This is a genomic window from Actinoplanes solisilvae (assembly GCF_003999975.1).
In the GTDB taxonomy this organism is placed as follows: Bacteria; Actinomycetota; Actinomycetes; order Mycobacteriales; family Micromonosporaceae; genus Actinoplanes; species Actinoplanes solisilvae.
This window is the reverse complement of the sequence record NZ_RJAC01000008.1, coordinates 306,922-328,655: the sequence shown is the minus strand read 5'-3', so window position 1 is coordinate 328,655 and position 21,734 is coordinate 306,922. Positions and strand designations below refer to the sequence as shown.

Below are 21,734 nucleotides of genomic sequence, written 5' to 3'. Positions count from 1 at the left end.
TCAGGTCACATAGTCAGTCGGTGCTCAGGTCGCGACGGATCGCCCACCCGGCGAGGATCAGGGCCGCGACGGTGTAGACGGTGAAGATCAGCAGGCCCTTCGGATGGCCGCCGGAGGCCTGGATGAGCGCGGTGAACGGCAACGGCTGCTTGAACCTGAAGATCAGGCCGTCGACGAAGACGAACCAGCCGCCGAAGCCGACGAACAGCCAGATCGGCCGGCGGATCACGGTCGCGCTGGCCACGGCGAACAGGGCGAGCAGCGGCGTCGCGGCGAGCGTGCCGAAATATTGGACCCACTCCTTGCCGGGCAGGATCGCGATGCCACTGACCAGCACGGTGGCCAGGCCGATGACGATCGCGGTGACGCCCTGGGCGGCGAGGACCCGCAGCCGGCGCGGCTGGCCGAGGAAGAGCAGCACGGCCGTACGGTGCTGGTAGTGCTGCGACGTGGTGATCACCGCGATGCCGAAGACGCCGAGGGCGGCGAACAGCGACCAGAAGTCGACGCTGAACCAGCTGAACGACAGCCCGATGAGCGTCGCCGCGGCCATCGAACCCCAGCTCGACGGGATGGTCAGGGTGCGGTGCAGCTCGCTGCGCAGGGTGGCGATCACGCGGCCACCGCCAGGCTGAGGAAGAGCTGCTCCAGGCTGGGTGTCTCGCTCGTCAGCTCGTACAGCGGAATGCGCACGTGCAGCGCGATCTCGCCGGCGTCCTCGGCGCTCAGGCCGGTGACGAACAGGACCCGTCCGTCGGTCTCGACCTGGGCGCCGGCCCGCTCGAAGGCCTGCCACAGCGCGTGCGGATCGCGGCCGCGCACCCGCAGCCGGGCCGTCTGCTGCCCGGCGATCGCGGCCAGCGGCGACTCCAGGCGCACCTGCCCGTCGGCGATGATCACGACGTCGTCGATCAGCAGCTCCAGCTCGCCGAGCAGGTGGCTGGAGATCAGCACGGTGCCGCCCGCCTCGGCGTGCGAGCGCAGCAGCGCGCGCAGCCAGGCCATGCCGGACGGGTCGAGGCCGTTGGCGGGCTCGTCGAGCACCAGCACCGGCGGCTCGCCCAGCAGCGCCGTCGCGACGGCCAGCCGCTGCCGCATGCCCAGCGAGTAGTTGCCGGTGCGCTCGTGCGCGGCGTCGGCCAGCCCGACGTGTTCCAGCAGCTCCTCGACCCGCTGCTTGCCGGCGCCGCAGAGCAGAGCCTGGCTGCGCAGGTGGCCGCGACCGGACTGGCCGGGGTGACTCAGCCCCTGCTCCAGCACCGCGCCGACCTGCCGCAACGGCTGCTTCAGGTCGCGGTAGCGCCGGCCCGCGATCAGCGCCTGGCCCGAGGTGGGGCGGCTCAGGCCCAGCAGCATGCGCAGGGTGGTCGTCTTGCCGGAGCCGTTGAGGCCGAGGAATCCGGTGACCCGGCCGGGCGCCGCGGTGAATGTGACGCCCTGAACGGCGTTGACCCCGCCGTACTGCTTCGTCAGCTCCTGCATCTCGATCATGGCGGTGCATTATGCCTATTGACGTTGAGTACGGATGCTCTGCCTGGATGGCGAGGAACCGGCAAGGATCGTCCCCATGACGCATCCCTGTCCGGACTGTGGTGGTAGCGGCTGCCCGTCCTGCGACGCCGCCGAGGTCGCCCGGGCCGACGCCGAGATCGCCGCCCTGAACCAGCAACTCGCCCAGGTCTGGCAGCGTCGCGAGGCCGCCGCGGCGCGTATGCGGGCTCGCGTCCCGGCCGTCGAGGTCACCCCGCGTACGGCCCAGAACGTCCTCTTCCTGCTCGGTGGCCTGCTGCTCGGCGTGGCCGCGATCGTCTTCGCCGCGGTCGCGTGGGCCCAGTTCGGGCTCGGCGGCCGCGCGGTGCTGCTCGCCTCGTTCACAGTCGTCGCCCTCGCCGTGCCGTTCGTCGCCCTGCGCCGGCGCCTGCGGGCCACCGCCGAGACGTTCGCCGCCGTCGGCCTGCTGCTTCTGCTGCTCGACGGGTACGCCGCCTGGCACGTCGACCTGTTCGGCGTCTCCGGCCTCTCCGGCTGGGTTTACGCGGGCGCGGTCTTCGCCGCCACCGCGGCCGTGGCCGTCGGCTACGGGCGCGTCACCGGCCTGACCGGTCCCCGCTACGCCGCCCTGGCCGTCGCCCACCCGGTGATCCCGCTGCTGGTCGCCGCGATCGAGCCCGGCCCGACCGGCTGGGCGCTGACCTTCGCCGCGGTCGCTGCCCTCGACGTCGCCGTGCTCGCCCGGCGCCGCGGCGGCCTCGAGCTCGCCGCCGCCGTCACCGGTGGACTGGCCGCCCTGGTCGCCGCCGCGTTCGCGCTCATCGGGCTCCTCGCGACCGAGGACCCGGGCGACGCCGCCGGGGCGGGCGCGTCCCTGCTGGTCGCCGCCGCGGTCGTGCTCGGCGGCGCCCTGGTCTCCCGCCGCCGCGTCGTAGTGCCGATCGCCGCCTCGCTGATCGCGGTCTGCCTCGGCATCGCCGCGAGCCGGTTCGCCGACCTGCTCGTCGGCGGTGGCCTGCTGACGGTGGCGCTGGTCGCCCTCGCGGTCGCGGCGCTGACGCTGCTGGTCCCGATCGCCCGGTACGGCGCTCTGGCCGTCGTCGCGCTGCCCGGGATCTACGGCTTCGTGCTGGCCGCCCAGGCGGGCGTACGGGCCTATGACCGCACCCTGTTCGGCGAGGCCGACTGGAAGCTGCCCGTCGCCCTGATCGCCCTCGGCGCGGCCCTGGTGCTGGTGCTCCCGGCCGGCTGGCGCAGGCCGGGCGCGCTCGGGTCGGCCGCGGTCGTCGCCCTGTCGATCCCGGCCGGTCTGGGCCTGCCCTGGTGGACCACCCTGATCCTCGACGGCCTCCTGCTCGCGGGCGGCGTCTGGCTGGGCCGGGACCGGTCGAGCTGGATCGCCTACGGTCCCGCCCTGGCCGTCGCCTTCTTGCCCCCGCTCGCCCTGGTCCTCGACGAGGACGGGCATCCTTTGCGCCGGCTGCTGCTGGGCGCGGCCGGGGTGGCGGTCGTGATCGCCGGCGTGATGGTACGTCTGCGTGCTCCAGTGCTTACTGGCGGTAGTGTCCTGGTCGTCCTGTCCCTGCATGAATTGGCGGAGATCTGGGATTTGATCCCCCGCTGGATCCCGCTCGCGGTGGCCGGGCTGGTCCTCGTGCTGATCGCCACGACCCTCGAACGGCGGCGACGTGACCTCGACCGCTTCCGGGCCGCGATCCAACGCATGGGTTGACCCCAGCGGTTCATCAAATGCATCGTTGTGCCGGTCAGAGGGGCGCAGGCCTTACCGCGATTCGATCGGAGCACGATGTCGGCCCAGCGCTTGCAGGCGGGCTTCGGCGCCTGGATTCTGGCCCTGACCGTGGTCTTCTACACGCTTCCGCAGTTCGGCATGTACAGCTGGGCCGCGATCGGGCTGTCGGCGGCCGCGGCCGTCCTGGTCGGCGTGCGCGTGCACCGGCCGTCGCGGCGACTGCCGTGGTACCTGCTCTCCGCTGTGCTGGTGAGCTTCACGTTCGGCGACACCGCGTACAACGTCCTGACCGATTTCCTGCATCTCGAGAACCCGTTCCCCTCCCCGGCGGACGGGTTCTACCTCGCGGTTTACCCGATGCTCGCGGCCGCACTGCTGGTCTTCATCCGGGCCCGCTCCGACGCCGGCAACCGGGCCGCGCTGCTCGACGCACTGCTGCCGACCGCGGGCCTGGGGCTGCTGTCGTGGGTCTTCCTCGTCTCGCCCTACCTGCGCGACACCCAGCTCGGCTTCGTCGAGAAGGCGGTCTCGGTCGGCTACCCGCTCGGCGACGTGCTCGCGCTGGCCATGCTGGCCCGCCTGCTGACCGGTGGCGGCCGCAAGCCGGTCGCGCTGACCGTGCTCGCCGGCGGCGTCTTCAGCCTGCTGGTCACCGACGTCCTCTACGGCCTGCGCCAGCTGGCCGGCACCTGGCAGGTGGGCGGGCCGACGGACGCCGGCTGGGTGCTCTTCTACACCGCCATCGCGATCTCGGCCCTGCACCCGTCGATGCGGCAGCTCACGTCGGGCGAGCGGGCCCCGGCCGCCGTCGCGGGCAGCCGCCGCATCGCGCTGATGTCGGTCGCCGCGCTGATCGCCCCGGCCGTGCTGCTCATCCAGTACCTGCGCGACGGCGTCACCGACGCCCCGGTCATCGCTCTCGCCTCGGCCGCGATGTTCCTGCTCGTCATGGCCCGCGTGGCCGGGCTGATGCAGTCGCAGCGCGAGACCGCGGCCCGGGAACGCACGCTGCGCCTCACCGGCGCCGATCTGGTCGCGGCCAGCAGCGTGGACGAGGCGGGGGCCGCGCTGACCCAGGCCGTCGCCTCGATCGTCCCGGCCGGGGCCGATCACCGGTTTTTCTGGCACACCAGCGCCGCCGAGCCGGGGGCGGCGACCGGGCAGATGACCACCGGGCGCGTGCGGGTCGAGGACCTGCCGCCCGACGTCGCCGGAAGGCTCAACGGCTTCGACTGGGCGTTGTGCGCCGAGGCGGTCTCGGCCGGGCGCGATCCGAACGACCCGATCCGGCTGAACCAGGTCTACCTGGCCGCCCCGTCCGACGTTCTCCTCGGGCTGGAGTCGTCGTTCGAGGCGTTGATGGCCCAGGGCACGATGGCCGTCGAGCGGATCAACCTGACCGACGAGGTGAACCGGCGCAGCAGCGAAGACTACTTCCGGGCCCTGATCCAGAGCGCGGCCGACGTGATCATGATCGTCGGCGCCGACGCGATCATCCGGTACGCCAGCCCGTCCGCGCTGCCCGTCTTCGGGCGTACGGACCTGGTCGGCCTGCCGCTGACCAGCCTGATCGCCGACACCGACCACGACAAACTACGCACCCTGCTCGACGAGGTGCGCGACGGCGTCGACCTGACCGCCGTCTCCGGTGACGACGCGCCGCTGCAGGTCGAGTGCAGCTGCCGCGACCTGCGCGACGACCCTGCGGTCAACGGCCTGGTGGTCACCATCCGCGACGTGACCGAGCGTCGCCGCCTCGAGAACGACCTCGCGCACCAGGCGTTCCACGACGCGCTGACCGGGCTGGCCAACCGGGCCTACTTCCAGAACCGGCTCGAGGCGGCGGCGTCACACGCGACCGAGGTGTCGGTCCTCTTCATCGACCTCGACGACTTCAAAGAGGTCAACGACAGCCTCGGGCACGAGGCGGGCGACCAGTTGCTGGCCGTGGTGGGCCGTCGTGTCACCGAGGTGGCCGGAGCCGGCAGCACGGTGGCGCGCACCGGGGGTGACGAGTTCGCCGTCCTGCTCTCCGGGCCGCCCGACGGTGTCGCCGACCGGATCGTCGCGACGCTGGCCGAGCCGTTCGAGGTCGTCGACGCGACCGGCGCGACCCACCTGATCCGGGGAACAGCCAGCGCCGGCGTCGCGACCAGCGCCGACCCGGCCGGCATCGGCGAGCTGCTGCGCCGCGCCGACGTGGCCATGTACGGCGCCAAGACCGCGGGCAAGAACACCTGGCAGCGCTACCGCGACGAGATGCACGACGCGATGCTGCGGCGGCTCGAGATGCGGTCGGCGCTCAACGACGCGGTCGCCGCCGGGCAGCTTCGCCTGCGCTTCCAGCCCATCGCCGATCTGCCGACCGGGGAGGTGGCCGGGCTCGAAGCCCTCGTGCGCTGGCAGCACCCCGTACGCGGGCTGCTCGGTCCTTCTGAATTCATCGAGCTGGCCGAGGAGAGCGGGTCGATCGTCGCGATCGGCGGCTGGGTGTTGCGCGAGGCGTTGAACACGTTCGCGGCCTGGCAGGAGACCGTGCGGTACATCAGCGTCAACGTGTCCGCGCGCCAATTCCGTACACCCGGGTTCGTCGACGAGGTGCGCGAAGTGCTCGCCACGTCGGGCGTGCGGCCCGCGCAGGTCCTCCTCGAGATCACCGAGAGTCTGGTGCTGCACGACGCCGACCAGGTGTGGCGCGACCTCGACGAGCTGCGCGACATGGGCGTCCGCATCGCCATCGACGACTTCGGCACCGGCTACTCGTCGCTCAGCTACCTGAGCCGCATGCCGGTCGACGTCCTGAAGGTCGACAAGTCGTTCATCGACGACATCCTGCACAGCCGGCAGCAACTCGCGCTGGTCGAGACGATCGTCAGCCTGGCCCGCACGTTCGACCTGGCCGTGGTGGCCGAGGGCATCGAACTCGACGCGCAGCGGGCGGCCCTGGCCGCGATGGGCTGTCCCTACGGCCAGGGCTACCTGTTCGCGCAGCCGCTCACGGAGGCGGAGTTCCTCGACTACGTGGCCACGCGTCAGGTCGTCACAGCATCGACTCGATGAGGTCGGCCGCGCCGCTTCTCGCGCGGACCTCGGTTTTCAGGGTTTTGGTCAGGGCGGCCGTCTGGGGATCAAGCAGGCTTTTCAGGTGGCTCCGCAGCTCCTCGGGAGTGACGGTTTCCGAGTCGACGACCCGGGCTACCCCTAGCGCGGCCAGCTGCTCGGCGTTCGCGTGCTGGTCGGCGGCCTGCGGCGCGGCGATCATCGGGACGCCGCAGTAGAGGCCCTCGCTGCTGCCGCCCATGCCGGCGTGGGTGACGAACGCGTCGGCCTGCTCCAGGATCGCCAGCTGCGGCACCCACGGGTGCACCTCGACGGAATCGGGGACGTCGCCCAGCTCGGCCGGGTCGACCTTGGAACCGATCTGCAGCACGGTGTGCCAGCCGGGCAGATCGCCGAAGGCGGCTATGCAGCGGCGATAGAAGTCGGGGTGCCGGGTGAAGGCCGAGCCCAGCGAGATCAGCAGGACGTGCTCGGCGCGCTCCGGCCGCTGCCAGGTGCCGCTTCGGTCGCCGAGCACGGGGCCCACGAAGTCGTAGACAGCGGGATCGACGCGGTCCGCATTCGGTTGCAGGGCTCGGGGGATCAGGGCCAGGCAGCGGTCGGGGCGGCCCTGGAAGGACAGGCTGTCGGTGGTGCGGGATTTGTTGTCGGCCAGCCAGCGCTCGAACCGGTCGTAGTAGGCGGCGCCCCGTGGGTCGGCCCGCAAGCCCTCGATCATCGGGGCCATCTCCTGCTCGTAGCCGGTCCAGGCCACGAAGGTGGGGGAGAGCTGCACGGCGGGGATGCCCCACTGCTCGCCCAGCAGGCGGGCGGGCGCGCCGGCGATGTCGTAGAGGAACAGGTCGGGGCGGTCGTCGTCGTAGGCGGCGCGCAGCTGCGGCAACATCGCGATCGCGTCGTCGAGGAAGAGCGTGAGGTGGTCGATCGCGTCACCGCCCCAGTCCTCGTCGGTCGAGGGCAGAGTCGAGGCGTACGGCTTGAGCTCCGCTCCGGTGCTCTCGATGAGCTCGGCAAAGCGCGGGTCATTGGCGTACGTGACCCGGTGCCCTCGATCGACCAGCGTGCGGATGATCTCGAGGCTCGGGTTGACGTGCCCGTGCGCCGGGATGCTGACCATGGCGATATGCGGCATGGATTCCTCTTTCGTCGATACTTCGTCGCTGCGTTCTTGCTCGCGCTCGCGCTCGTGCTTGCGCCCCTGTTTGCGCCGCTGTTTGCGCCCCTGTTTGCGCTCGCGCTTGCGCCCCTGTTTGCGCCCCTGCTTGTTTGCGAGACGCTACGTCTCGTCTCGCTTTCTTGTCAAGACGAGACGTAGCGTCTCGTTGCGGTATTGTTCGGGGGTGCCTTCTGCTGCCCGTCGCAATGAGCAGTCCCGTCGCGCGATCCTTGCCGCGGCGCTCGAGCTGCTGGCCGAGACCGGCTACGCCAAGCTGACGATCGAGGCCATCGCCGCGCGGGCCGGGGTAGGCAAGCAGACGATCTATCGGTGGTGGCGCGGCAAGGGGGCGGTGATCCTCGACGCGCTCGTTGAGAACGCGGTGCCGGTGACGCTGCCCGACACCGGCGATCTGGAACGTGACCTGCGGGCGGTCGTGCGGGCGACGGTGGCCGAGTTCGCTGATCCGCGGCTGTCCGCGACGACCCGGGCGCTGACCGCCGAGACGCTCTCGGACGATCTGCTCGCCGACGAGGTGCGCGATCGGCTGTTGCGGCCGCAGCTTTCAGCGGTGCGTGACCGGCTCGAGTCGGCGCGACGGGCCGGTCAGGTGCGAACCGACGCCGACCTCGACCAGGCAGTGGAGTTGATCTTCGGGCCCGTGCTGCATCGATGGATGTTGCGCACCGGGCCGCTCGACGACTCGTACGCGGATGGTCTGGTCGACCACCTGCTGGCCGCGATCCGGTCCTGAGGACGTCTCTGGAAAGGTGTCCGCATGCGACTTTCGATATGGCCCGGCGCCGGGCAGAGCTTCGCCGGCGTTCTCGAGACGGCACGGCACGCGGCCGAGACCGGCTGGGACGGCGTCTGGTTCGCCGACCACTTCATGCCGAACGTGGACCCTGGGCAGGACGACACCTGGCCCGTCCTCGAATGCGGCTCGGTGGTGGCGGCGCTGGCGGCAGCGGTCCCGCGGGTGCGGATCGGCACGCTCGTCTACGGCATGACCTATCGTCACCCGGCCGTCCTGGCGAACATGGCCGCGACGGTCGACCAGATCAGCGGCGGACGGTTCGTCTTCGGCGTCGGGGCCGGATGGCAGATCAACGAACACCAGCAGTACGGGATCGAGCTGCCCCCACTGAAGCAGAGGATCGACCGGTTCGTCGAGGGCGTGAAGGTGCTGCGCGGCCTGCTCAACGATTCACGCACCACCGTGGATGGTGACTATTACCAGGTCACCGACGCGGTTTGTGAGCCGAAGCCGGTGCAGCAGCCGCTCCCGCTGATGATCGGCGCGAAGGGCGAGAAGCGGATGCTGCGCGTCGTGGCCGAATACGCCGACGAGTGGAACTGCTGGGGGCGGCCGGAGCTGGTGGCCCACAAGTCCGCGGTCCTGGACTCGCACTGCGCCGCGGTGGGCCGCGACCCGAAGGCGATCGCCCGCACGGCCCAGGCCCTGACCGTCGTGGACGGGCCTGTTCCGGAGACGACGACACCGGTCATCGGCGGCTCTCCGGCCAAGCTCGCCGACGACGTGGCCGCGTACGCCGCCCTGGGCCTGACCGAACTGATCATCCCGGACGCCTACCTCGGCACCGGCGCTGACCGCCTGCGAGCGATGGACACGATCCGGGAAATCGTCACGTCCTAGTTTGCCCGCGCGGCGCCGACGGTCAGTGGCCGGTGACGATGGCCTCGGCGACGCGGCGGAGCTGGGCGTGGTCGGGGTGGAACCCGGCGGCGATGTCCGGGTGCAGGCCCGAACGGGTCCCGTCGAGCAACTGCTCGGTCACCTCGTCGACGCTTTCCCCGTCGTACCCGTGCCTGATCTTGTCGGTCGCGGCCTGCAGCGCCGACGTGAGCTGTTCCTCGAGCGGCCCGCGCAGCTTCTCCTCGACCGGGTTGAGCGAATGGGAATCGAGCGTGACCTGCGGCTCTTCGGACATCAAACCCCTCCGGTGGTGATCGGCGTGACGCGGATACCCATCCGTGTCACGCCGTTAAACGCAACTAGCCCCGTCCGCGTTTCACCTCGAAGAAGGTGTCGACGCGCATGAGAGTGACCACCGAATCGAACATGGTCAACGTCTCGTCGCCGGTGGGCACCTCGGCGATGATCGGACCGTGCAGCCCGCGCGTCGCACCCTCCACGTGCAACACCGGCGATCCGACGCCCGGCCCGGCCAGCTCGAGCCCGGCCGCGTGCGACGCGCGAACGGCCTCGTCCCAGCGCTCGTCGTCCAGAACCGCTTTGGCGTCCTCGATGCCCGCGGCCTCGGCCGCCTCGTTGACAGTCGCGTCGTCCAGCGTGGCCCCCTGCTCGTGCACCCGCGTGCCGAGCTCGGTGTAGAACGCCCCGGCTGTCTCCGCCCGGCTGTCCGCCCGCAGCGCTTCGACCAGCCGCAACGCCCGGAATGACGCCTGCACCCGACCCCGGAATCGCTCGGGAGTGTTGTCGCCGTTCAACTCCAGCAGGCTGAACGCCCGCCACTGCACGGCAACGGCCCGCTCAGGCGCGACCGCCACCAGCCAGCGCGAGGTGCGCCAGGTGAACGGACACGCGGGATCGAAAAAGTAAGTGGCCTCCATGCCCAAAGCCTAGATCGCGAATCTGTACGCCGTTCTCGCTCCTGTTGCCCGTCCGTTCCTTCAGGTGTCGTCTCCTTTCGGCCTGTCAGACCAGGCCGGCGTCGTGGATCAGCACCGCGGCCTGGGAGCGGTTGTTCATGCAGAGCTTGGCCAGGACGCGCGACACGTGGCCTTTCACCGTTGAGACGCCCATGCCGAGAGCGGCACCGATCTCGGCGTTGGACCAGCCGTGCCCCAGGCCGATCGCCACCTCACGTTCCCGATCGGTGAGCCTGTTCAACTGCTCGTGCGCCTGCGCACGCCGAGTCCCCCCACCGGAGGCGGCCACGAAGTCGACAACGGTCCGGATCACCTGCGGCGACAGGATGCTCCCGCCGGCGGCCACGTTCCGAACGGCCGCGATCAGATCCGCCGGCGGCGTGTCCTTGAGCAGGAACCCGGTGGCCCCGCTGCGAAGCGCCTCCAGCACCTGCGCATCCACGTTGAACGTCGTCAGCATGATGACCTGCGGAGCCCCGGCCCGCCCACGAATGCGTCGGGTCGCCTCGACGCCGTCGACCCGCGGCATCCGAACGTCCATGAGGATGACATCGGGCCAGTGCGCGTCGACCGCCGTGATCGCCTCAGCCCCGTCGGCCGCTTCCCCGACCACCTCAAGATCGGGCAGGCCCCCGAACATCAGCCGCAGCCCGGTGCGCACCATCGGATCGTCATCGACGATGACCAGCCGCGTCGGCCTGCTGCCGTCCTCGGCCGGAGCTATTCGCGCCACGGCAACCACGCCTCCAGGCGGAAACGGTCGCCCTCGGGGCCGTACTCCACCCGGCCGCCGACGAGCGCCACCCGTTCACCGACCCCGATCAGGCCCGCGCCCGCCCCGGGCACTTCGTCGACGACCGGAGGCACCCCCGGCCAGCTCTCCAGCGAGTTCACGACCCGGATGCGCAGATCGCGGTCGCCACCTCCGTCGAGCAGCACCTCGACCTCGGCGCCGGGGGCATGCTTGCGCGCGTTGGTCAGCGCCTCCTGCACCACCCGATAGGCCGTCCGCCCCAGCTCCTGTGACGGCGACGCCCGGGGGACCACCCACGCGAAGTCGATGTTCATGCCGGCCGTGCGCGCCCCGGTCAGCAGATCGGCCACCTCCCAGAACCGCGGCTGCGGCGGCTCGGGCCGAGTGTCGGCATCACCCTCGTCGCGGTCGCCGGAGCCCGCGCGGTCCTCCCCGACGAGAGTGTCGAGAGCAGCCGCCAGGTCGGCGCCGGGACCAATCAGGTGGTGGTTCACCGCGGTGCCATCGGTGGTGGTTGTGGTGGCGTACCCGGTGTTCTCGGGTTCGGTCTGGCGCAGGACGCCGATGACCGTGCGCAATTCCTCCAGGGCCTCGTGGGAGCTGATGCGGATCGTGCGGGCGGCGGTCGCGATCTCGTCGGGGTCGGCGTCGGTGCGCACCTCGAGCGCCCCCGCGTGCAGGCTGACCATGGACATGCGGTGAGCGAGAACGTCGTGCATCTCGCGAGCGATGCGTGTCCGCTCGCTCAGCCGCGCCTGGTCGACCCGTAGCTGCTGCTGAGCCTGGGCGTTCGCCGCCTCGACCCGTAGGGACGAGGTCAGGTGCCGGTAGGCCTGCAGGAACATGCCCCAGCCGATCGCCGCGAGCCCGGTCACCGACCGCATGAGCAGGTCGACCCAGAGGGCGAACGGCGGGTCGTGCTGCAGGACGTAATAGACGACACCGGTCGAGAGGTGGGCGGCGGCGAGGGCGAGCACCAGGCCCGCACGACGGCGGATGGCGACGGTGAACAGGGCCACCAGGATGGCGCCGGTCGCCATCACCGAGATGGCGCCGAACGGCAGCAGCGCGAGGCAGAGCCCCAGCGGCCACCGGCGGCGGACCAGCAGAGCGAGCGCGCACGGGATGCCGATCGCCACGTCGGCCTGCCAGGGGATCGCCGCGTGGGGCGAGGTCGCGTCGCCGAGCGGCACCATGATCGCGCCGTAGGCCAGCGCGGACAGCACAGCCAGGATGTCGGCCGTGCGGTCGCGCAGGACCGAGAGCCGGCTGCCCGGCGGGCCGGGCACCAGCAACGCGAACAGAAGCGACGACATGAGCGCAGCCTACGAGCTGCGGCGGCGGCTGAGGACCTACCAAAGTACTGGGTCGACCCCCGACCGATGGCGGCTGTGCTCCCGGCCGCCGAGCGGGATCGTCTCTCGCATGACTCGACTTCCGGCGCTTCTCTGGGCCCTACCCGCCGCTCTCTGGGGTGCTGTCGCGGGGTGGTGGACCCCGCGCGGCCCGCTGACCGTCACCCAGGCGCTCTGCTCGGTCGCGGTCAGTGTGGCGATCGGGTGGGCCGCCGGCCGCTCCGGCCGTTCCCGCCTGATCTGGCTGACTGTTCCGGTCGCTTTCCTCGTCGCGCTCGAGCTCGCCCGTTCCGGCGTGGCCGGCCCTTCCGCCGAGCCGCCCCATGCCAGCCTGTTCGGGGTGGTCGCCCTGGTCGCCGGTCGAGGGTTGCAGGCCGTCCTGACCCTGCTGCCGCTTCTGCTCGGCCTGGCGCTCGGTCGTGGCGCCAAGCGGCGGCTGAGCCGGGTGCTGGTCGCGCTTCCCGCCGCCGGTCTGTTGCTCCTGCTGGCGGTCATAGCCGTTCCGGCCCGCACAGCGCCGATCCCGGGCGGTGTCGCCGAGCTCACCCGGGTCGGCGGGCTCGGCGTGATGATCCGTGGGGAGCGGGCCGACCTCCCGGTCCTGCTCTTCGTGCCGGGCGCGCCGGGCGGGTCCGAGCTGGGCAACGTCCGCACCCACCTGGGCGCCGTCGAACAGCGCTTCGTCATGGCCACGCTCGACCGGCGAGGCGGCGGCTCGTCCTATCCGGCGCTCGACCCGACGTCACGAGTCACCGTCGACCGGATGGTCGACGACATCATCGAGGTCACCGACTACCTTCGCGAGCGGTTCCACCACGACAAGATCTACCTGCTGGGCCACTCGGGCGGTTCGATCCTGTCGGTTCTCGCCCTGAGCCGGCATCCGGAGAAGTTCGCCGCGTACATCGGCTCGGGCCAGGCCGTCGACCTGAGGGCGAGCGACCGCATCTTCTACGACGACATTCTGTCCTGGGCGCGCTCGTCCGGCCGCGACGAGGTCGCCCGGCAGCTGACCGATCAGGGCCCGCCGCCCTATCCCGACGTCTGGGGCTACGAGCCGATCATGACGTACGAGAATCAGGCCTACGACCAGCAGACGCCGAGCTTCGGGCTGAACGTCCGGGAGTACACGGTGCTGCAAAAGGCCCACGTGGTGAATGCGATGCTCGACACCTGGGACGTGCTCTATCCCAGAATGCAGGAGATCGACCTGCGCCGCGACGCCCCGAGCCTGCCGGTGCCGGCCTGGTTCGTGATGGGCGGCGACGAGATGCGCGGGCTTCGAGTGCTCTTCGACGATTGGTATGCGCTGCTGCGGGCACCAACCAAGAAGCTGGTCGATGTCCCGGGCGCCGGTCACGCGGTGCTCTTCGAGCAGCCTGGGCGGTTTGTCGAGGTGCTTGACGATGTTCTCGCCGGCTGATCGGGGCCGGTGGCCCAAGCGGAGGCTCTCGATCCCCTTGAACCACCGGCAACCCTCTTCGCTACCCGTTCTTGGCCGGGCTAATCACATCGGACAGCAGTTCTGGAAGAAGTTCGGCCAGCACGGCCACGCCGTCGCGGCTGAGCACCGACTCCGGGTGGAACTGCACACCGGCGAAACCGGGCCCGCGCAGCGCGTGCACCGCCGAGTCAGTCTGATCCCGCGCGATCTCGACGGGACCGTAGGTGGTGGTGACATCGTCGGCCGGAGCGAGAGCGGTGAAGCTCGAATAGAAGCCGACCCGGCGCTGCGTGCCGAAGAGATCGACGTCACGTGCCAGCCCTTGGTAGGGCGAGTCCCGCCGGTGCAGGTCGAGCCCGAGCAGGCCGGCGAGAATCTGGTGCCCGAGGCACACGGCGAAGAGCGGCTTCCGCTCCGCGAGCCGGGCGGCGATCATTTCGCGGACGGTTGCCATCTTCGGGTCACGGGTGTCACCAGGATCACCCGGGCCGGGCCCCGCGATCACGAGATCGGCGTCCGCGGCCGCCGCCGGGAGCAGGGTCCAGGGGGCCACGGTGACCGAGAGGCCCAGTTCCTTGAGCTGGTGGGCCAGCATCGCGGTGAACGTGTCCTCGCCGTCGATGATCACGGCGGTCCGGCCGGCCAGCCCGGGAACCGTGAGGGCTCCCGGCGACCGGGAGTCGAGCCAGAAACGAGCGAGCCCGTCGTTGCGCGCCGCCAACGCGGCCTGCACCTCGGGCGACTCCACTTCCGCGCGACCTGGTTCGGACTTCGCGGCGACCGCGCCGAGGGCCGCGAGAATGCCCGCCGCCTTGGTGTGCGTCTCCGCGACCTCGCCCGCCGCGGTCGAGTGGCGCACCAGCGTCGCGCCGACCGGCACGCGCAACGCGCCCTCCGGAGAGATCTCCGCGGTGCGGATGAGGATCGGCGCGTCCAACGTCTGCCGGCCCTGGTCGTCGTGGTCGAGCAGGGCGAGCACGCCGGCGTAGTAGCCGCGTCCGCGCCGCTCGTGCCGGGCGATCACCCGGCAGGCGTTCTCGATCGGGCTGCCGGTCACCGTAGGGGCGAACATGGTCTCGCGCAGGACGTCGCGCACGTCGAGCGAGCCGCGCCCGGCCAGCAGATACTCGGTGTGCGTCAGGTGGGTCATCTGCTTCAGGTAAGGGCCGGCGACCTGGCCGCCGTGCTCGGCCACCTTCGCCATCATCTTGAGCTCCTCGTCCAAGACCATGTAGAGCTCCTCGACCTCCTTCGGGTCCCGCAGGAAGTCGAGCAGGCGGCCGGAGCCGTTGCGGAAGGTGCCGCTGATCGGGTTCATCATCGTGATCCCGTCGGTGACGCTGACATGGCGCTCCGGGGTGGCGCCGACGAGCGTGCGGGTGCCCGTGTGCACGAGGAACGTCCAGTAGGTGCCCTGCTCCGACGCGAGCAGGCGACCGAAGGCCGACCGGGCGGCGGCGATCGGATCACCGTCGACCCTCCCGGTGTAGACCCGATGGATCACGAAGTTGGCGCCCTCACCGCGTCCGATCTCGTCGCGCAGCACGTTCTCGACGATCGAGCCGTATTCGTCGTCAGACAGGTCGAAGCCGCCCTCACTGACGCTGATCGGGCCCGGCGGGAAAGCGTCGAGCGGTTCCTTCCGCGACGACCGCACGATCAGGCACTCGAGCGGCGCGGCGTCGTCGACGCAGTCGAAGCCACGTTCGGTGATCTGCCGATAGGGGACGACGGCCAGGGTGGGCCGGCCGCGATGCAGGGGAATGTCGTCGAGCGAGGCGACGGTCACGACGTCTCCTGTGAGCACTTCGACGTGGTCGGCGCCGTCCCGGTGGAGCAGAGCGAAAGGCCGCATGGTGGTCCTCTTTCGGGTCTCGGCGGCGCCGACCGAGGTCCGACCATACGAAAACGGCCGCCTCGGGGAGGCGGCCGCGTGGGTTGTTACGCGCGGGAGAGTGAGCCGCCGGTCAGGCGGGCCACCAATTCAATCGCGCGTGCAGCATGCGGCCGAGCTTACGACCGGCGGCGAGCCAGACACCAGTCCCGTCCCAGAATTCGCCCACCCGAGCGGCGGATCGGGGTGGACCGCACCAGCTCAGGCCGGACCGGCCCGGGCCGGGGCCGAGCCGGGGCCGAGCCGAGCCGGGGCCGAGCCGAGCCTGGGCCGACCCGGGGCCGAGCCGAGCCGGGGCCGAGCCGAGCCGAGCCTGGGCCGGGCCGGGCCGAGCCGGGCCGAGCCGGGCCGAGCCGGGCCGGGCTGGGTCAGGCGAAGGCGGAGCGGACGGCGGTTCGGGCCCAGAGCATGCGGCCGAGGGCGCAGTCGGGGTGTTCGCCGAACTCCTGGGCCACCACCTCGGCGCAGCGAGCTTCTCCGAGGCTGGTGACCGTGGTGGTCACGACCTCGCGGATCACTTCGGGGGTGGGGCGCTGGGAACGCTGCAGGTTCGAGGCGAAAAGGGCTTCGGACCGGATGTCGTCGAGAACTGGGCTCATCGGAAACCTCCTGCCGGGCGGTGCGAGTGGGCTTGCCAATTCAGAACACCTGAACGCGGCTGCAGGACTGCTGCGCGGCGGGTGCGCGTCAGTTGCAGGAGTCCGAGCGCGTCGGCATTTCCGGAGCGGCCTCACAACCCGGACTAACCGGATATGGTCCCGATAAGTAGCGAAAGCAGCGCAACCAACCCGAGGGAGATTGCCGTGACGGTGGTCTTGGTCGCCGACGATGACGCTGACATCCGCGACCTGGTGGCGTTCAAGCTTGAGCAGGCCGGCTTCGAGGTGATCGCGGTCGAGGACGGGCAGACGGCGGTCGAGCAGGCGCGCAGCCGGCAGCCGACGCTGGCCGTGCTCGACGTGTCGATGCCCGGGCTCTCCGGCATCGACGTGTGCCGCATGCTGCGGTCCGACCCGTCCACGGCCGGAATTCTGATCATCATGCTCACGGCCCGCGTGCAGGAGCAGGACGTCGAGGGCGGCTTCAGCGCCGGAGCCGACGACTACGTGACCAAGCCCTTCAGCCCGCGCGAGCTCGTCTCGCGCATCCAGGCCCTGCTGAGCCGGGCCCGGGCCTGAGAAGCGGGCGTACGCCGGGACGATGCGACGACGCGACAGCTCCGGCAGGACGATAGAACCCGGTGGCACCACCGGGAAGACACCGCCTGACGATTCCCGTGGGCCCTCATGGCGAGGTGGTTCTGGCGTGACAGGGCCGGCGCCGGACCACGACGTTCGCCCGGCGGGCGAGGGCAGCCGCGGGTTGGCCGGCGCCCCAGGGCCGGTTGACGCCTTGAGGCTCGCTGAAGTTCAGGGTGCCACCGGCGACCACGAGCCGGCTGGGGCTCACGAGCCGCCTGGGTCTCAGGGGCAGGCTGGGTCTCAGGGGCAGGCTGCTGCTCACGGGCCGGCTGGGGCTCGGTGGCCGGGCCGAGTTCGGGGGCTGGCTCGGGTTTGGCGGTGGGGTCATCGATGGGGCCGGCGCGACGGTTCTGTCGGCGGGCTTCTCAGCAGGGCCTTTGCGGTTCTTGTGGTGCTGATCATCGGATCGGGGCTGGCCGAGCTGGCCGTGGTGCTGGTCGAGCATCGGGCCGTGCAGCAGCTCACCGCCCATGTGCAGCCGCTGCAACTCGCGAACGCCGAGATGCGGGCGGTGCTCACCGACGCGCAGCGGGGACTGCGCGGCTACCTGCTCACGTCCGACGAGCAGATGCTCAGCACCTACTACGTGGCGCGCAGCGACTACGAGCTCGCGGGCGGCGTCCTGCGCCGGCTCAGTGCCGACCAGCACGCGTCGGCCGCCGCCGACCAGATCGCCAAGGCGGACGCGTGGTGGTCGAACGCCGAGAAGCAGCGCCTCGAGCCGCCCCGCAGCCAGGCCGTGATCAGGGCCGCCGAGCGGGGCAAGGAGCTCTCGCAGGGGTTCCTGCGGGCCAACGAGGATCTGCGGTTCACGCTGGCGGCCCGGGCCGACGACCTTCGTTCCCGGGTTGGCGCCCTGCAGTGGGCCGCGATCGCGGTGGTCTCGGTCTTGACCGTTACGGCGACCGCTGCGGCTGTCGTCACGGCTGTGCGCACGACCCGGCGACTCACCCGGCCCCTCGGCGCGGTTGTCCAGACCCTGGACCGCGTACGGGATGGGAAGTTGAACGCCCGGGCCGACTCGACGGAGGGGCCTGCGGAGATCCAGGCGCTCGCCGAGGCGGTCAACGCGGCGGCCGAGCAGAGCGAGATCATCCGGCGCAACAAGGAGCAGGTCAGCGCGCGTCTGCAGGAACTCGACACGGCCAAGGCTGATTTCATGTCGACCGTCTCGCACGAGCTGCGTACGCCCCTGACCAGCATCTCGGGCTATCTGGAGCTGCTGCGGGACGGCGGGCCGAACGACCTCACCGAGGCTCAGCGGCGCATGCTCGAGGTGATCGGGCGCAACACGAGGCGGCTGCGCGACCTGGTCGAGGACATCCTGATCCTCTCGAAGATCGAGTCGGGCGGCTTCGGGAGTGAACGGGTTCCGCTCGATCTGGTCGCGGTGGTCGACCGGGCGCTCGGGGCGGTCGGGGCGGCGGCGAGCAAGGGCGGAGTCAGGCTCGAGCTGGAGGTGTGCGGGCCGCTGCGGGTGCGCGGCGACGGCGCCCAGCTCAACCGCGTGGTCGACAACCTGCTCACCAACGCGGTCAAGTTCACCCAGCCCGACGGCGTCGTGACCGTCCGGGCCGAACGTCGCGGCGATCAGGCGGTCCTCGTGATCGCCGACACCGGCATGGGCATCCCGGCCGAGGAGCAGCAGGCCCTTTTCGTACGGTTCTTCCGCGGCACGAACGCCATCAAGCAGGCGATCCCCGGCACCGGCCTGGGCCTGGCCATCGCCCGCACGATCATCGAGAACCACAGCGGCGCGATCGACGTCGACTCGAGCGAGAACGTCGGCACGACCGTCACCGTCCGCCTGCCGGTCGAGAGCTGAGGGGCCGGCGTTGTTCGAGGTGTTTCGCGTCGCGATGCTGGCGCTGCTGGCCGTGGTGGCCGGTACGGCGATCGGGATCGTGGTCGTGCGGGTCTGGCGCCGCGTCCGGCACGGGCGGCGGGCGGCGCTGGCGGCGGGGCCGCGGCGGGCTCTGCTCGCGTTCGTGGCCGAGAACGGTGAGGAAGGCGCCGAGGACCTCATCGCCATCCCGGACGATGCCTGGCACGCGGCCCTGCCCGCCGCGCTCGGGCTGCTCGGCAAGCTGCGCGGCGACGCCCACGCCGCCCTTATGTCGGCTTCGCGTGGCGGTTCGCCCTGGTGGCGTACGGCTACGGGTTGCTCGTGAGTCTGGTCGCGCTCTTCATCGAGGAGGTGTCGTTCCACCGTTATCCGCGCTGGAGCGACATGCTGCGCGGGGTCGTCGCGGCCGTGCTGGAGAACTTCGGATATCGCCAGGTGCTCGCGTTGTGGCAGGTGTGGGGCGCGGTCTCGGCCTGGCACGGCCGCCCGGCGGTGTGGGAAACCATGCACCGCACGGGTTTCGAGACCGAAGAGGCCGAACGGACCGAAGATACCGAGGAGACGAAGACCGCGACCGTCGGAATCCACAACTGAACGTATCGATGACGCTGCCCTGTGTATGACGGTTTGAGTCCTCGCCGAGAAGGCGGCACTATGCCTGGGTGCGGAGTTCCCGAAACCTCATCATCGCTGTGGCAGCAGCCGTGATCCTGGGCGGCGGCGGTCTGATCGCGCTCGGCATGGCTGACGACGACCCGGGGGTTCTGCCCTCCGCGCTGACCGGGGGCAGGCCGAGCCCGACCGGTCCGAGCCCCGAGGAGCTCGCGCGCATCGAGCGGGCCAAGCGGGCCAAGCTGCTCGACACCGCCCTCAAGCAGGTCGCGGTCGAGACCCCCGACTTCTCGGTCGCCGTCCTCGACAAGAAGACCGGCCAGGCGTACGCCTATGAGGGGTCCACGAAGTTCGACACGGCGAGCATCGTCAAGGCTCAGATCCTCGCGTGCGAGCTGCTCAAGGCGCAGGACGCCGATCGTGAACCGACCAAGAGCGAGCTGGCCCTGGCCAAGCCGATGATCCAGCTCAGCGACAACAACGCGACCACCGAGCTTTTCCAGCACCTGGGCGGCCAGTCCGCGATCACCAAGTGCAACAAGCGCCTCGGCCTGACCCAGACGACCGTGAACAAGGCCTGGGGCCTCACCAGGACGACCGCCAGCGACCAGGTCAAGCTGCTCGCCAAGTTCGTCGACGCCAAGGGTCCGCTCGACAAGGGCTCCCGCACGACGGCCTTCGAGTTGATGAACACCGTCGACGAGGCGCAGGACTGGGGTGTGCCGGCGGCGGCCAAGCCCGGCGAGACCACGACCGTGAAGAACGGGTGGGACACGCGCTCGGCCGACAACGGGCTGTGGGCGGTCAACACGATCGGCCGCATCACGTCGCCCGACGGCAAGGTGGACGTCTCGGTGGCCGTGCTGTCGCACAACAACCAGACGATGGACACCGGCATCGCCCTGGTCGAGAAGGTAGCGAAGCTGACACGTGAACACCTGAAGTACTGACACAGGTCTGTCAACACAATCACGTTAGCGATCGTTAAGGGAATACCCTCCGGGATTTGCGCGCGCGGAGTGCCAGATTTCATAGACGGGTATGGATGCGTTAACCGCGACACCGGAGGCTCTGGGGCATCCCCTCAACCAGGAGGCTCCGTTGACCCGACGCGTCCTCGTCGTCCTGCTCCTCGCCCTCGCCGCTCTCTTCCCGGCCAACGCCGCGCTCGCCGCGGACTCGAAGGCCACCGTCCTCGCCCGCTGGACCCAGCCGACCTCGGCCAGCACCGCGGAATGGAACGCCGCTCGTAACAACCGCGGCCCGTGGGCGTCGTACGGCTTCGACTGGTCGACCGACTACTGCTCGACCAGCCCCGACAACCCCCTCGGCTACCCCTTCGAGAACTCCTGCTGGCACCACGACTTCGGTTACCGCAACTACAAGGCGATCGGCACCTTCCCGGCCAACAAGGCCCGGGTCGACGACACGTTCTACGCCGACCTCAAGCGGGTCTGCGCCAACTACGGCGGTGTCTCCGGGGCGGCCTGCAACAGCCTCGCCTGGACGTACTACCAGGCCGTGAAGAACTTCGGCTCGATCGCGGCGGTCAAGCAGACCGACATCGACAAGGCCGCGGCGATCCTGAAGAGCAAGAACTAGCCCGCTATTCACTTTCACGTCACCGGCCGTTGGATCCTTGCGACGGCCGGTGACGGCATTCTGCAACGATGTTCGGATTTCTGGCCGGCGGCCTCGCCGCGGTGTGGGGCGTGTTGATCGCGGTGCTCGACCAGTCGCCGCCGAGCCCGCGCACCCGCAAAGTGTGCACTGCCCTGCTGATCGCCTCGGGCGCCGTGCTGGTCGCCGGTGGTGTAACCGCGGCGGCCTGAGAAGCCTGCGAGAGGCCTGAGAAGACCGGAAAACTGGGCGTCAACGTTGCGTCAACAGGTCTGGTCGCCGGGCGAAAGAAGAGCGACCGTGGACCGGTGACCAAAGTGATCGTCGGGGTGTCGTCGTCGCTGTCCGGGCTCGCGGCCGTGCGGTTCGCGCTGACCGAGGCGCGGCGCCGGGGCGTACCCCTGTGGGCTGTGCGGGCCTGGCACCTCGAGTCGAGTTCGCGGGCCCGGCCGTCGTGGGACTTCCAGCGTACGGTGGCCGACCAGTGCGGGCGGCTCGTGCAGGAGACGTTCCGGCAGGCCGTGGGGCAGTCGGCGCGAGAGGTGGGCGCGTCGATCCGGGTGCCCAGCGGCAAGGCGTCGTACGTGTTGCAGGACTACGCGACCGAGCCGGGCGACCTGATCGTGCTGGGGGCCGCCCGCCGCCGCTGGTGGGGTGGCGACGTCGTGCGGTCGACCGTCAAGGGCGCCGTCTGTCCGGTGATCGTCGTGCCGCCGCCGGAGTTGGCGCGCGCGGGTTCGAAGCGGATCCTGGTCGCGGAACTGGACCGATTTCTCAGCTGACCCTGCGTGGCGCGGAGTGGACATGGCGCCATGTGGACAGGGCGCCTTTACCGCGCCGTAATCAGATCTCCACAGGCTTCGATGCAACTCGT

At 70.5% G+C, this 21,734-nt stretch carries 22 protein-coding genes; 13 read left to right on the top strand and 9 right to left on the bottom strand.

From position 1 onward, the window contains the following. Positions 1 to 13: 13 nt before the first annotated feature. Positions 14 to 616 (bottom strand): hypothetical protein, encoded by a 603-nt coding sequence (locus EER30_RS22625; protein WP_127502492.1) that lies wholly within the window; start codon positions 614 to 616, stop codon positions 14 to 16. Then, a complete protein-coding gene (locus tag EER30_RS22620) occupies positions 613 to 1,491 on the bottom strand; it encodes an ATP-binding cassette domain-containing protein (protein ID WP_127502491.1) in 879 nt (292 codons plus the stop codon). Before EER30_RS22620 ends, EER30_RS22625 begins: the two co-directional genes overlap by 4 nt. Positions 1,492 to 1,567: 76 nt before the next feature. Between EER30_RS22620 and EER30_RS22615 the strand changes: the two genes are divergently transcribed. Further along, on the top strand, positions 1,568 to 3,223 hold the full coding sequence (locus EER30_RS22615; protein WP_127502490.1) for an SCO7613 C-terminal domain-containing membrane protein: 1,656 nt from the start codon (positions 1,568 to 1,570) through the stop codon (positions 3,221 to 3,223). 75 nt (positions 3,224 to 3,298) lie between these two features. Beyond that, positions 3,299 to 6,304 carry a putative bifunctional diguanylate cyclase/phosphodiesterase gene (locus EER30_RS22610; RefSeq protein WP_127502489.1) on the top strand — a complete coding sequence of 1,002 codons (3,006 nt, stop codon included), beginning with the start codon at positions 3,299 to 3,301 and terminating at the stop codon, positions 6,302 to 6,304. Here EER30_RS22610 and EER30_RS22605 read toward each other — a convergent pair. Then, positions 6,285 to 7,436 (bottom strand): macrolide family glycosyltransferase, encoded by a 1,152-nt coding sequence (locus EER30_RS22605; protein WP_127502488.1) that lies wholly within the window; start codon positions 7,434 to 7,436, stop codon positions 6,285 to 6,287. The two genes, EER30_RS22610 and EER30_RS22605, sit on opposite strands and share 20 nt — an antisense overlap. Before the next feature lie 208 nt (positions 7,437 to 7,644). Here EER30_RS22605 and EER30_RS22600 point away from each other — a divergent pair, with 208 nt between their 5' ends. After that, positions 7,645 to 8,214 carry a TetR/AcrR family transcriptional regulator gene (locus EER30_RS22600; protein WP_127502487.1) on the top strand — a complete coding sequence of 190 codons (570 nt, stop codon included), beginning with the start codon at positions 7,645 to 7,647 and terminating at the stop codon, positions 8,212 to 8,214. A gap of 24 nt (positions 8,215 to 8,238) precedes the next feature. Beyond that, positions 8,239 to 9,117: a TIGR03560 family F420-dependent LLM class oxidoreductase gene (locus EER30_RS22595; RefSeq protein ID WP_127502486.1), complete on the top strand. Its 879-nt coding sequence runs from the start codon at positions 8,239 to 8,241 to the stop codon at positions 9,115 to 9,117. 22 nt (positions 9,118 to 9,139) lie between these two features. Here the strand turns inward: EER30_RS22595 and EER30_RS22590 are convergent, their stop codons facing one another. The 4 genes from EER30_RS22590 to EER30_RS22575 form a co-directional block, all read right to left on the bottom strand. After that, a complete protein-coding gene (locus EER30_RS22590; RefSeq protein WP_127502485.1) occupies positions 9,140 to 9,412 on the bottom strand; it encodes a hypothetical protein in 273 nt (90 codons plus the stop codon). A 64-nt stretch (positions 9,413 to 9,476) separates the two neighbouring features. Continuing rightward, positions 9,477 to 10,055, bottom strand: coding sequence for a DsbA family protein (locus tag EER30_RS22585; protein WP_127502484.1), 579 nt, complete (start codon positions 10,053 to 10,055; stop codon positions 9,477 to 9,479). 85 nt (positions 10,056 to 10,140) lie between these two features. Beyond that, entirely contained in the window at positions 10,141 to 10,827 is a 687-nt protein-coding gene (locus tag EER30_RS22580) for a response regulator (RefSeq protein ID WP_240670232.1), read from the bottom strand. Beyond that, the gene (locus EER30_RS22575) at positions 10,815 to 12,164 is read right to left on the bottom strand and encodes a sensor histidine kinase (RefSeq protein WP_127502483.1); all 1,350 of its coding nucleotides are present in this window, start codon (positions 12,162 to 12,164) and stop codon (positions 10,815 to 10,817) included. The genes EER30_RS22580 and EER30_RS22575 overlap by 13 nt, the downstream gene beginning before the upstream one ends. 109 nt (positions 12,165 to 12,273) lie before the next feature. On the opposite strand from EER30_RS22575, the gene EER30_RS22570 reads away from it, so the two are divergent. Continuing rightward, complete coding sequence (locus tag EER30_RS22570; RefSeq protein ID WP_127502482.1) at positions 12,274 to 13,626, top strand: alpha/beta fold hydrolase; 1,353 nt, start codon at positions 12,274 to 12,276, stop codon at positions 13,624 to 13,626. Positions 13,627 to 13,687: 61 nt separating this feature from the next. Here the strand turns inward: EER30_RS22570 and EER30_RS22565 are convergent, their stop codons facing one another. Together EER30_RS22565 and EER30_RS22560 are read right to left on the bottom strand one after the other, a co-directional pair. Then, positions 13,688 to 15,502 (bottom strand): anthranilate synthase family protein, encoded by a 1,815-nt coding sequence (locus EER30_RS22565; RefSeq protein ID WP_127502481.1) that lies wholly within the window; start codon positions 15,500 to 15,502, stop codon positions 13,688 to 13,690. Between the two features lie 407 nt (positions 15,503 to 15,909). Further along, a complete protein-coding gene (locus EER30_RS22560; protein ID WP_127502480.1) occupies positions 15,910 to 16,140 on the bottom strand; it encodes a hypothetical protein in 231 nt (76 codons plus the stop codon). 204 nt (positions 16,141 to 16,344) lie between these two features. Between EER30_RS22560 and EER30_RS22555 the strand changes: the two genes are divergently transcribed. The 8 genes from EER30_RS22555 (at position 16,345) to EER30_RS22525 (ending at position 21,642) form a co-directional block, all read left to right on the top strand. Then, positions 16,345 to 16,719 (top strand): response regulator, encoded by a 375-nt coding sequence (locus tag EER30_RS22555; protein ID WP_127502479.1) that lies wholly within the window; start codon positions 16,345 to 16,347, stop codon positions 16,717 to 16,719. A 454-nt stretch (positions 16,720 to 17,173) separates the two neighbouring features. Beyond that, positions 17,174 to 18,607: an ATP-binding protein gene (locus tag EER30_RS22550; protein ID WP_127502478.1), complete on the top strand. Its 1,434-nt coding sequence runs from the start codon at positions 17,174 to 17,176 to the stop codon at positions 18,605 to 18,607. A gap of 10 nt (positions 18,608 to 18,617) precedes the next feature. Next, entirely contained in the window at positions 18,618 to 18,953 is a 336-nt protein-coding gene (locus EER30_RS22545) for a hypothetical protein (protein ID WP_127502477.1), read from the top strand. Next, complete coding sequence (locus tag EER30_RS22540) at positions 18,950 to 19,222, top strand: hypothetical protein (RefSeq protein WP_205650352.1); 273 nt, start codon at positions 18,950 to 18,952, stop codon at positions 19,220 to 19,222. Before EER30_RS22545 ends, EER30_RS22540 begins: the two co-directional genes overlap by 4 nt. Before the next feature lie 68 nt (positions 19,223 to 19,290). Beyond that, a complete protein-coding gene (locus EER30_RS22535) occupies positions 19,291 to 20,190 on the top strand; it encodes a serine hydrolase (RefSeq protein WP_349290886.1) in 900 nt (299 codons plus the stop codon). A 151-nt stretch (positions 20,191 to 20,341) separates the two neighbouring features. After that, the gene (locus EER30_RS22530; protein ID WP_240670231.1) at positions 20,342 to 20,842 is read left to right on the top strand and encodes a phospholipase; all 501 of its coding nucleotides are present in this window, start codon (positions 20,342 to 20,344) and stop codon (positions 20,840 to 20,842) included. A gap of 68 nt (positions 20,843 to 20,910) precedes the next feature. Then, a complete protein-coding gene (locus EER30_RS47245; protein ID WP_164842447.1) occupies positions 20,911 to 21,072 on the top strand; it encodes a hypothetical protein in 162 nt (53 codons plus the stop codon). 96 nt (positions 21,073 to 21,168) lie between these two features. Next, complete coding sequence (locus tag EER30_RS22525; RefSeq protein ID WP_164842446.1) at positions 21,169 to 21,642, top strand: universal stress protein; 474 nt, start codon at positions 21,169 to 21,171, stop codon at positions 21,640 to 21,642. The last annotated feature ends 92 nt before the right edge of the window (positions 21,643 to 21,734 follow it).